The following is a 14,048-nucleotide window of genomic DNA, read 5'->3' as shown; positions in this document are numbered from 1 at the left end:
ACGGGGGCCTTGCCGCAAGACCCCCCATGCGCTATACGTTGAGAGTGGCAAGGGGTGGGTTCTCCCTCTTGTTCCTTCCTCCGCTCCTCTTCTCGTGCCTCCTCGGGCGTGTTCGACCATGCCCTCCTCCGCGACCCCGAGCACACCGCGCGACCGGCGGGATCCGGAGGAGAGGGCCTAGCCGAGGCGGCCCCGTGACGGCAACCCGGGCTCACCCGGGAGGCTTACCGCGCAGCGGAGTTGGACCGCATCGAGTGGTGTCCGGGTGACGGCCTCCGGGACGGTTCGTTGGGTGCTACGGCGGAGGTGGATGCCCCGGTGGCGGGCAACTGCCGCCTCCCGCCGTGCGGTCCGAGCCACCGTCGGCCGCTCCACACCGCACCAGCGATCCGAAGAGGTTCCGTCATGTCCGAACCATCTGCCACGCCGCAGTTCCCGAGTAGCCCGACGGGCTCGGCCGACGGCACCTCGGCCGGACCCGCCACTCCCAAGAGCCTGCTGGAGCAGATGCAGGAACTGCTCGCCTCCGTCTCCGCGGACCTCGCCGAGCTCCAGGGCACCAGCCCCCGGGACGCCGGCTCCGCCGCCTACCCGACCGGCACCGACACCTCCGGCGCGTCCGACCTCTCCGGGGCCTCCGACGCCTCCGACGCCTCCGGAGCCCCGGAGGCGCCCGGCACCCGGTAGCCAGCGGTCCGTTCCGCCTCGGCAGGCCCGCCCCCGTCGGGCGGGCCGCTGCCGCCCGGCGGAGCTCCGCCGCAGGGCCGGGCCCCACCGGGGGGTGGACCGGTTTCGCCCGGTGGGGCGAGCCGGACCAGCAGTAACGGCGCCACCGTGCTCCCCGCCCGCTCCGGCGCCGATCCGCCGAGTGCCACGGACTCCTCCTCCTCGGCCCGGACCGCCGCCACGCGAAGCCGCCCGGTCAGGTCCTTGCACTCCGAGACCGCGTCCACACCGTCGATGCACGTCCAGTAGAGGCTCTCGGTGTCCGCTCCGCAGGCCAGCACCACCAGCGTCTCGCCGACCTCCTGGAGCAGCCCGTCCAGCGCCCCCAGGGCCGGCAGCACGTCCCCGAGTTCGGTGAGCCGCGCCGCCCGGCCGCCGCTCACCAGGGCGGCCCGGACGACGGAGCGGTCCAGGCAGACCGCCGCGTGCGCCCCGGCCTCGGACAGCTGCTGGCCGAGACCCGTGAGCTGCTCGTCCTCCGACTCCGCCAGACTGGCGCCCACCGCCTCGGTGAGCAGCGCGGCCTGCCGCGCCTCGGCCAACACGTCCGGCACGTGCCTGGCCTCGGCCAGGGCGTGCCGGGCCGTCTTGATCAGTCGCAGCGCCTCCATGGCCACCGCTCCTCTCGCTCGCTGTCGCCGTCGCCGCCCGGCCGCCGGGAGGGGCGGCCGGGCGGTGACGGCTGGTCACGACAAGAGCGTGCGAGGAAGAGCGCGAGACCGCATCCACGTTGTCAGAACCTGTGGACAACTCCGGGGGTGTGGATAACTTCCGTCCCTCACAAGGGCTATTCGCCCACGTCCGAGTTGACGCCAGTCACATGTTCAGGGGCGCCGACCGCCTTCTCTCCGACCCCCGTCGCGTCCGTCGGCACCGGGAAGCGGAGCTCGTTGCGCTCGATCTTGGCCGCCAGCGCCCCCAGCGGATCCACCCCGACCACCGTGCAGAACTGCAGCAGGTACGCCAGCACGTCCGCGACCTCGTCGCGCACCCGGTGCGCGCGTTCCGGCTCGGACATCACCGCGGCCGCCTGCTCGGGCGTCAGCCACTGGAAGATCTCCAGCAGCTCCCCCGCCTCCACGCTCAACGCCGCCGCCAGGTTCTTGGGCGTGTGGAAGGGCTCCCACCGCCGGGCCGCCGCGAAGTCCGCCAACCGCTGCCGCAAGGCCTCCACGGTGGGCTCCGCCGGCCCCGTCACTCGTTCGTTCACCCCTCCAGGTCTACCGCATCCCGGCCCGCCGCCCCACCGCCCGCCCGGGCCCCGGCCGGACCCGCGCCCGCCCGCACCGCGCCGTCGTCCCCCGGCACCCCGTCCGCACCGCCGTCCCCCGCCCGACGGCTCTCCTCCAGCGGACCGTGCCCGCCCTGGGCCGGCACCCGCGCCGCCTCCGGCCGCAGCACCGTGAACCCCGAGTCCGGATCCCGCCGGCACTCGACCAGCACCGCTCCGCCCCCGAGCGGCTCCCCCAGCGCCTCCCGCGCCGCCGCCGGCTCCTGCAGGGCCGCGATCACCCGCAGCTGGCGGCGCTCCGCCATGTCCCGGGCCAACCGCAGCAGCGTGGTGGCCTGCTCGACGGAGAGCCCGGCGCCCAGGTCCTCGGCCAGCACGATGAGCTGCCGGTGCGCCCAGGGCACCTCGGCGGCCACGTCCAGGTCGAGCACCCCGGCCCCGGTCAGCAGCACCGCGGCGAAGGCGAGGTGGCGCAGCATGCCGTCGGAGGCCTGGTCGGCCCCGGTGCGCCCGAGGACGCCCTCGTCGAAGACCGCGAGGACCCGCCGCACGCCCTCGCTCTCGCGCTCGGCCACCCTCAGCCCGAGCAGCGGGTGCGGCGCGGCGGACTGCACGGCGCGCAGCAGCTGCCCGTACCGGCGCTGGCACTCGTTGCCCAGCCGGTGGATCACGGCGGAGATGTTGGCGGCGTTGCCGCGCAGCCGGGCCTGCGGGTCGGCCCGGGCCCAGCCGCGCATCAGCGCGGGGACGGGGTGCAGCGGGAAGACCTCGCGCAGGGCGGTGAGCAGGTCCTCGGTGGCGGCGAGGACGAGGCACTCCCCGGCCGACGAGCCGGCGACCCGCAGCGGCAGCTGGGCGGTGATCAGGGTGCCGCTGGGGAACGGCGCCCGGATGTCGCCCTGGCGGCTGTCGTTGTGCCAGCAGACGTTGACCCGCCGGTTGCGGACGTCCTGCTCGGCGGTGTCCATCAGGGTCCGGCCGTCGAGGGTGAGCGTCTCCCGTGCGATCCGGACCGGGCCGTCGGTGCGGATCACGGCGTCGAGCCGGATCAGGCCGTGCGGCGAGCGGACGGTGCAACCGAGGTTGATCGCGTCCCGCCCGTGCGGGACGCACCCGTCCAGGCCGCCGCGGACGGGCACGGCGAGCGGGCCGGCGCGGCCGGGCAGGCCGTCCAGCGAGTCCGGGATCTCCTCGCCGAGGGCGAGCCGGGACAGCACGGCCAGCGCGTCGAGCGCGTTGGACTTGCCGACCCCGGCCGGCCCGTGCAGCACGGTGAGGGGCGCGAGCGGCAGGACCGCGCGCCGGTAGGACTTGAACGAGGTGAGCCGGAGCTCCTCGACGGTGGGGCGCGGCACGGGCGGCCGGTCGGGTCCCGGGGCACCCGGTCGGAGGCGGGCCGGGGCGGCGGGCCTGGTGGCTTCGCGGTTCACCCGTCGGACGTTAGCCGCAGGCCGACGGGCAGAAACGTGCCTGCGCGGCAGATTCATCCCAACGTGGTGCCCGCCACCGCCCGGGGGACGGCGCCGGAGCACTCAGCGCCGGTACGCGGCCACCGTCACCGAGGCCGTCACCTCGACCGGCTCCGGCAGCTCCGCGAGCGCGGCGGCGAGCCGCCGCGGGTCGGTGTGCCAGGCGCTCGGCCCCATCCCGACGACGGTGCGCACGTCCTGCGGGCCGAGCCGCAGGGTGAACTCGACCTCCCGCCGCCCCGCGGGTTCCAGGTGGGGTCCGAGCTTCTCGTCGATCCGCCGCTGCTTCTCCTCGTCCACCGACAGCAGCCCCAGCGCGCCGACGAGTTCGCCCAGGTGACGGGCGGTCGGCGAGACCAGCAGCAGGGTGCCGCCGGGGCGCAGCACCCGGCGGATCTCGGGCCCGTTGCGCGGGGCGAAGACGTTGAGCATCAACTCGGCCGAGGCGTCCCGCAGCGGCAGCGGGCGCCAGGCGTCGCACACCACGGCACCGATCCGGGGGTGGGCCCTGGCGGCACGGCGCAGCGCGTACTTGGAGATGTCGAGGGCGGCGCCGGCCTTGCCGGGCAGCGCGTCCAGGACGTGCGCCAGGTAGTGGCCGGTGCCGGCGCCGAGGTCGGCGACCAGGCCCCCGGTCTCGCCGGCGGCCGGGGAGGCAGCGGAGGCGGCGGCCGGTGAGGCGGCGGCGCGGGCGGCCTCCGCCAGCGCCTCGGCGATCGGCCGATAGTGTCCGGCGGCGAGGAAGTCCGCGCGGGCGGCGACCATCTCCGCGGTGTCCCCGGTGCCGGTGTGGGCGTCGCCGGCGAGGAGGCTGACGTAGCCCTGCTTGGCGAGGTCGAAGCTGTGCCCGGCCGGGCAGCGCAGGCTGCGGTCGTGCCGGGTGAGGGCCTGCGCGCAGTGCGGGCAGGCCAGGTAGCGCTCGATGTCCTGGAGCAAGGTTCCGTCTTCTCTCGCCGTACGCCCCGGCCGGTCGGGGCGCCAGCCAGCCTAACCATCCGGCCGGACCCGGCGCCCCGACCCCGCCGGTCGGCCCTCCCGCGAGCGCCCTACCCCGAGCGCACCACCGCGGGCCCGCTACCGCGAGCGCACTGCCGGGCCCGACAGCGAGCCCCGGGAGCCGGCCCCGCCCCCGGAGACCCCGGCCCCGGAGGCCCCGACCCGCAGCGCCAGCGCCGCGAGCGCCTCCGGCGCTCCCGCCCGGCCGCGCACCCCGGGGAAGGCGTTGACGTCCACGATGACCGGCTCCGAGGGCCCGTCCAGCAGGTCGACCCCGTACACGTCGAGCCCGAACACCTCGCCGACGCGCAGCGCGAGCGCCGCCCGTCCGGCGGGCGGCTCCCAGTCCTCCGCCCGCCCCGACGTCCCGGTGCCGGTGGCGAGTTCGGACTGCCGCCGGGCGGCGAACACCTGCCCGTCCACCACCCACAGCTTCTGGTCCCAGCCCGTCCCCGGGACGAACGGCTGGGTGACGACCGGCTCTTCGGGCCAGCGCCCGGCGAGTTCCCGCAGCCGGTCCGGCCCGTCCACCCGGGCGACCAGGTCGCGCCGCCTGCTGTGCCGGCTCTTGACCACGAACGGGTAGTCCGGGGCGTCGAGTTCGCCCAGGGGCCCGGCGTCGGCGGTCCGCGCGAAGGGCAGCCCGGCGGCTCGGGCGAGGTCGGCCATCCGCACCCGGTCCTGGCACAGCCCGGTGGCCGCCGCCGAGTTGACCACCGGCGCCCCCCGGCGCTCCAACTCCCCTGCCAACGCGAGCGCCTGTGGAGTCCTGGCCTTGAGAAGGTAGACGTCCGCGAGTTCGGCCACCGGCCCCGCGGGCGGGACGACCACCACCTCGTGTCCTTGGCGCACCAGCGACTCGGCGGCCGCCGCCAGCACCGGGTGCCCCGGGCTGCCGGTGATCAGTCCGATCCTCACGTCAACTCCCCGTCAACAAGGCCGAGTTGCGCGTACGGGTCGCCGCCCGCGGGCACCAGCTCGGCGGGCGACGCACCGGGCACCGAGACGGCCGTGCCACTGCGCGCGAGCCGCAGCACCGCCCGGGAGACCCGGGCCACCGCGTCCGGCACCTGACGGAAGCTCGGGAAGTCGTTGACGTCCACCACCACCGGCCCGTCCGGCCCGAGCAGCACGTCGACCCCGTACAGGTCCAGTCCGAACACCTCGCCGACCTGCGCCACGATCCGCGCGACGCTCCCCGGCAGCGGCACCCGCCGTTCGCGCACCGCCTGTCCGGGGTGCAGCGGTGAGGAGCGCTCCGTCGCGAAGAGCTCACCGTCGACGCAGTACACCTTGAGGTCGGTCCCCGAGTTGGGCACGTACGGCTGCGCGATCAGCAACCCCTCCCCCGCCAGCTCCGGCCCGATCACCGGCAGTTGGCCGGGGCTTCGGACCAGCCGGACGGCGCGCCCGGAACTGCCGTCGGCGGGCTTGACCACCAGCGGGTACTCGGCCGCCGGGATCTCCGCCAGCCGCTCCCAGCGCGCGGCCGCGTACGTCACCGGAACGGGCAGCCCCCGGGTGCGGCCGATGACCGCGGCGATCGCCTTGTCCCGGACCCCGCGGATCGAGCGCACGTCGTTCACCGTGGTGAGTCCGACCGCGGCGGCCGACTCCAGCAGGGTCAGCCCCGGGCCGCCGGACACGGTCTTGAGCACCCAGGCGTCGTGGCTGCCCGCCCGGACCTCCTCGGATATCGCCAGCAGCGAGTCCCCGGGGCGCAGCACATCCACCCGGTGCCCCCACTCCGCGAGTTGGCGTGCCACATCGAGCGGCATGCCGTCGCGCCGGTAGTGTTCCTCCACCAGAAAGCAGAGCCTCATCGGCCTGTCTTCCCCCTCGCCTCGTGCAGACGTCCGCCGTCCCCCTCGGCGGAGCTGTAAAGACATCAGCATGCCTGCCGCGCCCCCACAAGATCGCTGCGGGCGGGTAAGCGTTGGGCAACAATCGCCGCTCGGGGGCATGGCCGGGGGCCGGACCGCGGGCGAAAAGGGGTGGCCCGGCGGGCCTTCCCCTGTTTGGATGCACGCCGTGACTTCTGACGATCATGCTCCCGACAGCCCGCTGCTCGACGAGATCGAGCGCTACTACGACGCCGTGCCGCGCAGTGCCGCCCGCACGGAGGACTTCGGACCGCTGACCCTGTTCGTCCGCAAGGACGACACCGGTTGGCAGTACTACGCCCGCCCGACCCTCGGCCACACCGGCCCGGCCGCCACCGCCGAGGACGTCCGCCGGGTGCTGGCGCGGCAGCGGGAGCTGGGCGCGCCGGAGGCCTTCGAGTGGGTCGCCGAGCAGAACCCCGAGCTGCGGGCGGCCGTCGAGGCGGCGGGCCTGACGGTGCACGAGCACCCGCTGCTGGTGCTGGGCCCGCAGGACGAGCCGGCCCCGGCGCCCGAGCTGCCGGAGCACGTGGAGGTGCGGATGCTGACGGCGGACGCGCCCGAGCTGGCCGAGGCGATCGCCGTCCCCGACCTGGCCTTCAACGCCCCCGGCACCGCGATCGGCGCGGCGGGTGCGGCCGAACTCGCCGAGAAGGTGGCGCAGTTGACGACCGAGGGAGGGACGGCGCGGATCGCCCGGCGGATCACCGACGGCCTCACCGCGCAGGCCGCGGCGCTCGACGCCGGCACGGTGGTGTGCTCCGGCCAGTACAACCCGGTGGGTGCGGTCGGCGAGGTGGTCGGCGTGGGCACGCTCCCGTCCGCCCGCCGGCGCGGGCTGGGCCTGGCGGTCACCGCGGCCCTGGTCGCGCACGCCCGGGCGAACGGCGTGCGGACGGTGTTCCTGTCCGCCTCCGACGAGGACGTCGCCCGGATCTACCGCCGGGCGGGTTTCCGCGGCTTCGCGACCGCCCTGATCGCGGAACCCGCCGGAATCCAAGAGCCCGCCACGACTCGGGCCTGAGCCGGACCCCGGCCCCGACGGGGACGGCGGCCCCGACGGGGACGGCGGCGGTCAGTCGTCGTCCTCGTCCTCGTCGTCCGCCCCGCTGACCTCCTCCCCCTCCGCCTCGTCCACCACCCAGGCGGCGAGCCGCTCGGCGACGCCCGACACCCCGAGCCGCCCCTCCCGGATGGCCCGGGAGAGGCTGCGCACCTCGCGGGCGGTGGTGGCGACGGTGCAGCCGCTGGCGACCAGGTAGGCGTAGGCGACGGCGGTCGCGAAGAGCTCGTTGGTCTTCTCCAGGGCCGGCACCCGGATCAGCTGGTGCATCAGCGCGGCGGCGCGGTCCTGCGGTTCGGGATAGACGGCGATGTCGAATATCTCGGCCTGGTGGCGGGTGACAGCCGCGAGCAGCGAGCCGTAGTCGGCGACCTGTGGGTCACCGGGCGTGTACTGCTCGGCGGTCATGAGCAGCCACGAGAGGTCGACCTCCAGCTTCAACGGCGCACGTCCTGGAGCTCGTTCGGCTCGCCGAACTCGGCGAGGAAGGCCGACTCGTACTCCTTCATGAACTGCGCGGCAGCGTCCACGAAGGCCCGTCCGGACTCGCCCATGTCCTGCTGGACCAGGCGCTCGATGTACTGGTTCATGCTGATCCCCTGCTGCTCCGCCCGCTCCCGGGCCATCTCGGCGGTCGTGGCGTCGACCCGCACGTTCAGCTGCTTCTTACCCATGCCGTTCAAGCTAGCGCTCAAGTGCTAGCACAACAAGGGCGCGCACACACCGCCCGCACACCTGCCGCACGCCCCCGCGCAACCTCGCCGTCATCGGCACGCCCGCGGCCCGACCCGCGACCGGCGCCGCGAGGACCCGCCCCGACGGCCGCCGCCGTCCCCGCCGGCGGAGCGAGACTTGAAGAGTGCCGCACCGTCCGGGACTCTGAAACTCCCCCGAGCGTTCCCCGAGCGGCTGGTGCGGAGGCCCACAGATGACAGCCATGTTCGACCAGGAGCTGCGCGAGCAGCTCGACCAGGCCCGCCGGGACCTCGCGGCGGCCCGGGCCGAAGGGGACGCCGACGGCGTCCAGGCCTACGAGGGCCGGGTCGCCGCGCTGCTGCGGCTCGCCGCCCAGCACGGCATCGACCTCCCGCACAGCGTCGACGAGGAGGAGCACAACGAGTAGCGGGCCCCAGGACGCACCGGAGGCGGCCACCCCGAACGGGTGACCGCCTCCTGCGGTACCGGGTGCCCGAAGGCCCGGGATCACTCCCCGGCCGGCTCCAGGATCGCCACGCACTCGAAGTGGTGCGTCATCGGGAACAGGTCGAAGGCCCGCAGCGACACCGGCCGGTAGCCGCCCTCGCGGAAGAACTGCAGGTCCCGGGCGAGCGCCGCCGGGTCACAGGCCACGTACGCGATCCGGCGCGCCTCCAGGCCGACCAGGTGCGCGACGGTCTCGCGGCCGGCGCCCGCGCGCGGCGGGTCCAGCACGATCAGGTCGGTGGCGGTGATGCCGGTGCGCGGCAGCAGCGTCTCGACCCGGTCGCACTCGATCCGCACGTTCTCCAGCGCGGCCAGGTTGTGCCGGGCGTCGACCACGGCCTGCTTGGCGGACTCGATGCCGAGCACCGCGCCGTCCTCGCCGACCCGGTCGGCCAGCGCGCCCGCGAACAGGCCGACACCGCAGTACAGGTCGAGCGCGTTCTCGCCCCACTGCGGGTCCAGGCCGTCCAGCACGGCGTCGACCAGGGTCTCCGGCGCCTCCGGGTGGATCTGCCAGAAGCCGCCGTTGCTGATCCGCCAGGTCCGGCCGACCGCCCGCTCGCGCACGAAGCCGCGCCCGTGCACCTTGTGCACGTCGCCCTGGTCGTCGATCCGGGCGATCGACACCGGCTTGTCCAGCTCGACCAGCGGCAGCTGGGCGCCCTCGCGCGGGGTGAGCACCACCTGGCGGTCCGAGGAGCCGCTCGCGGCGATCGCCTCGACGCTCGCCACGCCCGGCCAGTCGCGGGCCTCGATGCCCAGCTCGGTGACGCCCTCGGCGGCGATCAGGCAGCGGTCGATCTGCTGCACGTCGTGCGAGCGGTACTTGCGCAGGCCGACCTTGCCGGTCTCCGCGTCCACCGCGTACTGCACCCGGGTGCGCCAGGCCGGCACCTGCCCGGCCGGCAGCTTGCCGCCGACCGGCTCGACGCTGCCGTCCCAGCCCGCCTCGGCCGGGGTGAGCCCGGCCAGCTTGGCGAGCTGCTCGGTCAGCACCGCCGCCTTGAGCTTGCGCTGCCCGCCCGGGGTGACGTGCTGCCAGTCGCAGCCGCCGCACTTGCCCGGCCCGGCGAACGGGCAGGGCGCCTCGATCCGGTCCTTGGCGGGCTCCAGCACCTCCACCGCGTCGGCCCGCAGGAACCGCGAGGTGGTGGTCCCGTCGGTCACCAGCGCGACGACCTTCTCCCCGGGCAGCGCGTGCCGCACGAACAGCACCCGCCCCTCGTGGCGGGCCACGCAGTGCCCGCCGCCGTGCGCGACCGGGCCGACCTCGACCTCGTAGCGCTGCCCGACCAGCGGCTCGCCGGACGGCACCTCGGGCCGCGACGGCCGGGCGGCGGCGGTGCGCAGTGCCTTGGGCGGCCGCACCGCCTGCTTGCGCGGCGCCTTGCGGCCGGCCCCGGCGGCGCCCTTCGACGCGTCCTGGCCGGCCCCCTTCGCCGCACCCGGGCCGGAACCCTTCCCGACGGTCTTGCCCGCGCCCTTGCCGGCGCCCTTGCCCGCCGCCTTCCCGGCGGCGCTGCCCGTGCCCTTCCCGGACTCCGGCCCGACGGGCTCCCGGTCCTCCCGTTCGCCGGGGACGATCGGCGCGGTGCGCGCGGTGAGGCCGTCGCGGTCGGTGGCCTCCGGACGGGTCGGCCGGCCCCAGCGCGGCCGGGAGACCTTCCCGGGCTGAGAGCCGCCCCGGCGGGCGCCCTTGCCGGAGGCGCCGGAGGAGCGGGACGGATTGTTGCGGGTCACTGGGAGGAGTCCTTGCTGCGATCGGGGGTGTCACCGGCGTTCGTACCGGTGGAGACGGAATCCTTCGACTTTACGGCCTTCGGCGCCCGGGGCTCACCACGGCGGACGGCACCCGGCGCCGACCAGGCCTTCTGCGGCTTGCGCCGTTCCGAGGACTCCAGCTGCCACGGCACCGAGGTGACCATCACCCCGGGCTTGAACAGCAGCCGCCCCTTGAGCCGCAGCGCGCTCTGGTTGTGCAGCAGGTGCTCGTACCAGTGGCCGACCACGTACTCCGGGATGTAGACCGAGACCACGTCGCGCGGGCTGCTGCGCCGCAGGTTCTTCACGTAGTCCAGGACCGGCCCGGTGATCTCGCGGTACGGCGAGTCCAGCACCTTCAGCGGCACCTCGATGCCGCGCTCGTCCCACTCCCGCCGCAGCGCCGCGGTGTCCTCCGGGTCGACGTTGACCGTGACGGCCTCCAGTGTGTGGGCCCGGGCCAGCCTGGCGTACGCGAGGGCGCGCAGCGCCGGCTTGTGCAGCTTGGAGACCAGCACGATGGCGTGCACCCGGGTGGGCAGCACCACGTCGTCCGGCACCTCGGCGGCGATGAGCTCCTCGGAGACCCGGTCGTAGTGGCGCCGGATGCCCTTCATCATCACGAACAGCGCGGCCATCGCGGCGATCGCGATCCAGGCGTGGCTGATCTTGGTGACCAGGACGACGATCAGCACGGCCATCGTCATCACCAGGCCGAAGGCGTTGATCGCCCGGCTGCGCTGCATGTGGCGGCGCTTGGCCTGGTCGGTCTCGGTGCGCAGCAGCCGGGTCCAGTGCCGGATCATGCCGGACTGGCTCATGTTGAAGGCGACGAAGACGCCGACGATGTAGAGCTGGATCAGCCGGTTCGGGTCGGCGTCGAAGGCCAGGATCAGCAGGATCGCGGCGATCGCCAGCAGGATGATGCCGTTGGAGAAGGCCAGCCGGTCGCCGCGGGTGTGCAACTGGCGCGGCAGGTAGCGGTCCTGGGCGAGGATCGAGCCGAGCACCGGGAAGCCGTTGAAGGCGGTGTTGGCGGCGAGCACCAGGATCAGTCCGGTGACACCGGCGACGAAGTAGAAACCGGGCGTGAAGTTGCTGAACACGGCCTCGCTGATCTGGGCCAGCGCGGTCTTCTGGTGGTAGCCCGGCGAGGCTCCGACCAGCTGCTCGGTCGGGTTCTCGGCCATCTGGACACCGGTCAGCCGGGCCAGCCAGATGATGCCCATGAACATCACGACGGCGACGCTCGCCATCATCAGCAGCGTGGTGGCGGCGTTCTTGCTCTTCGGCTTGCGGAAGGCCGGCACGCCGTTGGAGATCGCCTCCACACCGGTGAGCGCGGCGCAGCCGGAGGAGAACGACTTGAGCAGCAGGAACACCATCGCGAAGCCGGCCAGCGAGTCGTTGCCCGGGGTGGCGGCGAGGTGGAAGCCGGAGCTCTCGGAGGGCATGTCCTGGCCGAGCGCGAAGTGCCGGAACACCCCGTAGCCGACCATCCCGATCACGCCGACCATGAAGGCGTAGGTGGGGACGGCGAAGGCGCTTCCGGACTCACGGACGCCGCGCAGGTTCATGCCCATCAGCAGGACGACCACGACCACCGACAGGACCGGTTCGTGGCCGCGCAGCGCGGGCACGGCGGAGACGACGTTGGCGACGCCCGAGGTGGTGGACACGGCCACGGTGAGCACGTAGTCGACCATTAGCGCGCTGGCGACCACCAGGCCGGCGGCCGGCCCGTGGTTGACGGTCGCGACCTCGTAGTCACCGCCACCGCTGGGGTAGGCGTGCACGTTCTGCCGGTACGACGCGACCACGGCGAGCATCACGATCGCCACGACGACGCCGATCTGCCAGGAGAAGTGGATCGCCGAGGCGCCCGCGATGGAGAGGGTGAGCAGGATCTCCTCGGGGGCGTACGCGACCGAGGAGAGCGCGTCCGAGGCGAACACGGGCAGCGCGATCCGCTTGGGCAGAAGTGTCTCGCCCAGCTTGTCGCTGCGTAGGGCACGCCCGATCAGGATGCGTTTCGGAAGGTCAGTCGGCATAGGCACGTTAAGGAATCGTAGGGGCTTCCAGGTCAAGGCTCCGCCGTTTGTCCCCCCCTTCGTCGCGACTGTGTTCGGCGGACCGGCTAGCGTGTCGGATACGAGTCGGCGGGCAACACTCTGGTTGTCGAGCGTTGCCGGGCCGGCGCCCCCACGATGACCCTCGTCCCGGACGACCGGGCGGGAAACGGAGTTGAACGGTGTTTGCGCAGGTCAAGAGCCCTTCGGGACGGGTGAGGTAAGCGCCGGTGCACATCGTCATCATGGGCTGCGGCCGCGTGGGCTCGGCCCTCGCCAGAGCGCTGGAGAAACAGGGCCACTCGGTGGCCGTGGTCGACCAGGACCCGACCGCCTTCCGCAGGCTGGGCGCCGGGTTCAACGGGCGTCGGGTGACCGGCGTCGGCTTCGACCAGGACACCCTGCGCGAGGCGGGCATCGAGGAGGCCGGCGCCTTCGCCGCGGTCTCCAGCGGTGACAACTCCAACATCATCGCCGCGCGGGTGGCCCGGGAGAACTTCGGCGTCGAGAACGTCGCCGCCCGGATCTACGACCCCCGCCGCGCCGAGGTCTACCAGCGCCTGGGCATCCCCACCGTGGCGACGGTCCGCTGGACCGCCGACCAGATGCTGCGCCGGCTGCTGCCGAGCGGCGCCGAACCGCTGTGGCAGGACCCGAGCGGTGGCGTGCAGATGGCCGAGGTCGCGTACGACCCGCGCTGGATCGGACACCGGGTCGGCAAGCTGGAGGAGGCCTCCGGCGCCCGGGTGGCGTTCGTCACCCGGCTCGGCGAGGGGGTGCTCCCCTCGCCGCAGATGGTGGTCCAGGAGGGCGACCTGGTGCACGTGATGCTGCGCCGGGCCGACCTGACGGCGGTCGAGGCCGCGTTCGCGCAGGGGCCGAAGGAGGAGGGTCACTGATGCGGGTCGCCATTGCCGGGGCCGGTGCCGTGGGCCGCTCGATCGCGGGCGAGCTGCTGGAGAACGGCCACGAGGTCCTGCTGATAGACAAGAACCCCAACTCCATCTCGGTGGAGCGGGTCCCCATGGCGGAGTGGCTGCTGGCCGACGCCTGTGAGATCACCTCGCTGGACGAGGCGGCGCTGCAGCGCTGCCACGTGGTGATCGCCGCGACCGGTGACGACAAGGTCAACCTGGTCGTCTCGCTGCTCGCCAAGACCGAGTACGCGGTGCCGCGGGTGGTCGCCCGGGTGAACAACCCCAAGAACGAGTGGCTCTTCAACGAGTCCTGGGGCGTGGACGTGGCCGTCTCCACACCGCGTCTGATGTCCGCGCTGGTCGAGGAGGCGGTCAGCGTCGGCGACCTGGTCCGCCTGATGCGCTTCAGCCAGGGCAACGCCAACCTGGTCGAGCTGACCCTGGCCTCCGACACCGAGCTGGTCGGCACCCGGGTCGGCGACGTGGCCTGGCCGCAGGACACCGCGCTGGTGACCATCATCCGCGAGGGCCGGGTGCTGGTGCCGGGCAAGGACGACACCCTGGAGGGCGGCGACGAGCTGCTCTTCGTCGCCGCGCAGGAGCGCGAGGAGGAGCTGGAGCAGCTGCTGTCGCCCATCTCGGGCGCCCAGTAGCCGCTGACGGCCAGCGGAAGGGCCCGCACCCCTCGCCGGGGTGCGGGCCCTTCGCCGTGGCTCGCGGTGGCTCGTCC

The 14,048-nt window shown here is 74.0% G+C and carries 15 protein-coding genes; 5 read left to right on the top strand and 10 right to left on the bottom strand.

Annotated features, from left to right (window positions below):
* Positions 1-405 precede the first annotated feature (405 nt).
* Complete coding sequence (locus ACFRAR_RS32775) at positions 406-687, top strand: hypothetical protein (RefSeq protein ID WP_380702902.1); 282 nt, start codon at positions 406-408, stop codon at positions 685-687.
* On the opposite strand, the gene ACFRAR_RS32770 is transcribed toward ACFRAR_RS32775, so the two are convergent.
* From ACFRAR_RS32770 to ACFRAR_RS32745, 6 genes are all read right to left on the bottom strand, one after another.
* Positions 588-1,337 (bottom strand): DUF6099 family protein, encoded by a 750-nt coding sequence (locus tag ACFRAR_RS32770; protein ID WP_380702900.1) that lies wholly within the window; start codon positions 1,335-1,337, stop codon positions 588-590. The two genes, ACFRAR_RS32775 and ACFRAR_RS32770, sit on opposite strands and share 100 nt — an antisense overlap.
* Before the next feature lie 176 nt (positions 1,338-1,513).
* Entirely contained in the window at positions 1,514-1,924 is a 411-nt protein-coding gene (locus ACFRAR_RS32765) for a nucleotide pyrophosphohydrolase (protein ID WP_380702920.1), read from the bottom strand.
* Between the two features lie 8 nt (positions 1,925-1,932).
* Complete coding sequence (locus tag ACFRAR_RS32760; protein WP_380702898.1) at positions 1,933-3,387, bottom strand: AAA family ATPase; 1,455 nt, start codon at positions 3,385-3,387, stop codon at positions 1,933-1,935.
* Between the two features lie 102 nt (positions 3,388-3,489).
* Positions 3,490-4,362 (bottom strand): putative RNA methyltransferase, encoded by an 873-nt coding sequence (locus ACFRAR_RS32755; protein ID WP_380702896.1) that lies wholly within the window; start codon positions 4,360-4,362, stop codon positions 3,490-3,492.
* A 138-nt stretch (positions 4,363-4,500) separates the two neighbouring features.
* Positions 4,501-5,340: a RimK family alpha-L-glutamate ligase gene (locus ACFRAR_RS32750; protein WP_380702894.1), complete on the bottom strand. Its 840-nt coding sequence runs from the start codon at positions 5,338-5,340 to the stop codon at positions 4,501-4,503.
* Positions 5,337-6,245 carry a RimK family alpha-L-glutamate ligase gene (locus ACFRAR_RS32745; protein WP_380702892.1) on the bottom strand — a complete coding sequence of 303 codons (909 nt, stop codon included), beginning with the start codon at positions 6,243-6,245 and terminating at the stop codon, positions 5,337-5,339. Before ACFRAR_RS32745 ends, ACFRAR_RS32750 begins: the two co-directional genes overlap by 4 nt.
* Positions 6,246-6,453: 208 nt before the next feature.
* Here ACFRAR_RS32745 and ACFRAR_RS32740 point away from each other — a divergent pair, with 208 nt between their 5' ends.
* Positions 6,454-7,329, top strand: a complete 876-nt coding sequence (locus tag ACFRAR_RS32740; protein ID WP_380702890.1) for a GNAT family N-acetyltransferase — start codon at positions 6,454-6,456, stop codon at positions 7,327-7,329.
* A gap of 51 nt (positions 7,330-7,380) precedes the next feature.
* On the opposite strand, the gene ACFRAR_RS32735 is transcribed toward ACFRAR_RS32740, so the two are convergent.
* Positions 7,381-7,809 (bottom strand): fic family toxin-antitoxin system, toxin component, encoded by a 429-nt coding sequence (locus ACFRAR_RS32735; RefSeq protein ID WP_380702888.1) that lies wholly within the window; start codon positions 7,807-7,809, stop codon positions 7,381-7,383.
* Positions 7,806-8,042 (bottom strand): toxin-antitoxin system HicB family antitoxin, encoded by a 237-nt coding sequence (locus ACFRAR_RS32730; protein WP_380702886.1) that lies wholly within the window; start codon positions 8,040-8,042, stop codon positions 7,806-7,808. The genes ACFRAR_RS32735 and ACFRAR_RS32730 overlap by 4 nt, the downstream gene beginning before the upstream one ends.
* Before the next feature lie 254 nt (positions 8,043-8,296).
* Here ACFRAR_RS32730 and ACFRAR_RS32725 point away from each other — a divergent pair, with 254 nt between their 5' ends.
* Positions 8,297-8,491 carry a hypothetical protein gene (locus tag ACFRAR_RS32725; RefSeq protein WP_380702883.1) on the top strand — a complete coding sequence of 65 codons (195 nt, stop codon included), beginning with the start codon at positions 8,297-8,299 and terminating at the stop codon, positions 8,489-8,491.
* Positions 8,492-8,571: 80 nt separating this feature from the next.
* Here ACFRAR_RS32725 and ACFRAR_RS32720 read toward each other — a convergent pair whose 3' ends face one another.
* Both ACFRAR_RS32720 and ACFRAR_RS32715 read right to left on the bottom strand, forming a co-directional pair.
* Positions 8,572-9,885: a class I SAM-dependent RNA methyltransferase gene (locus ACFRAR_RS32720; RefSeq protein WP_380702918.1), complete on the bottom strand. Its 1,314-nt coding sequence runs from the start codon at positions 9,883-9,885 to the stop codon at positions 8,572-8,574.
* 422 nt (positions 9,886-10,307) lie between these two features.
* Positions 10,308-12,383 (bottom strand): APC family permease, encoded by a 2,076-nt coding sequence (locus ACFRAR_RS32715; protein ID WP_380702881.1) that lies wholly within the window; start codon positions 12,381-12,383, stop codon positions 10,308-10,310.
* Positions 12,384-12,631: 248 nt separating this feature from the next.
* Between ACFRAR_RS32715 and ACFRAR_RS32710 the strand changes: the two genes are divergently transcribed.
* Together ACFRAR_RS32710 and ACFRAR_RS32705 are read left to right on the top strand one after the other, a co-directional pair.
* The gene (locus ACFRAR_RS32710; protein ID WP_380702879.1) at positions 12,632-13,300 is read left to right on the top strand and encodes a potassium channel family protein; all 669 of its coding nucleotides are present in this window, start codon (positions 12,632-12,634) and stop codon (positions 13,298-13,300) included.
* Positions 13,300-13,971, top strand: a complete 672-nt coding sequence (locus tag ACFRAR_RS32705; protein ID WP_380702877.1) for a potassium channel family protein — start codon at positions 13,300-13,302, stop codon at positions 13,969-13,971. Before ACFRAR_RS32710 ends, ACFRAR_RS32705 begins: the two co-directional genes overlap by 1 nt.
* Positions 13,972-14,048: the final 77 nt, after the last annotated feature.

Source organism: Kitasatospora sp. NPDC056651, assembly GCF_042792155.1.
In the GTDB taxonomy this organism is placed as follows: domain Bacteria; phylum Actinomycetota; class Actinomycetes; order Streptomycetales; family Streptomycetaceae; genus Kitasatospora.
Note: the sequence above shows the minus strand (reverse complement) of the source record. Positions and strands in the feature narration are given on the sequence as shown.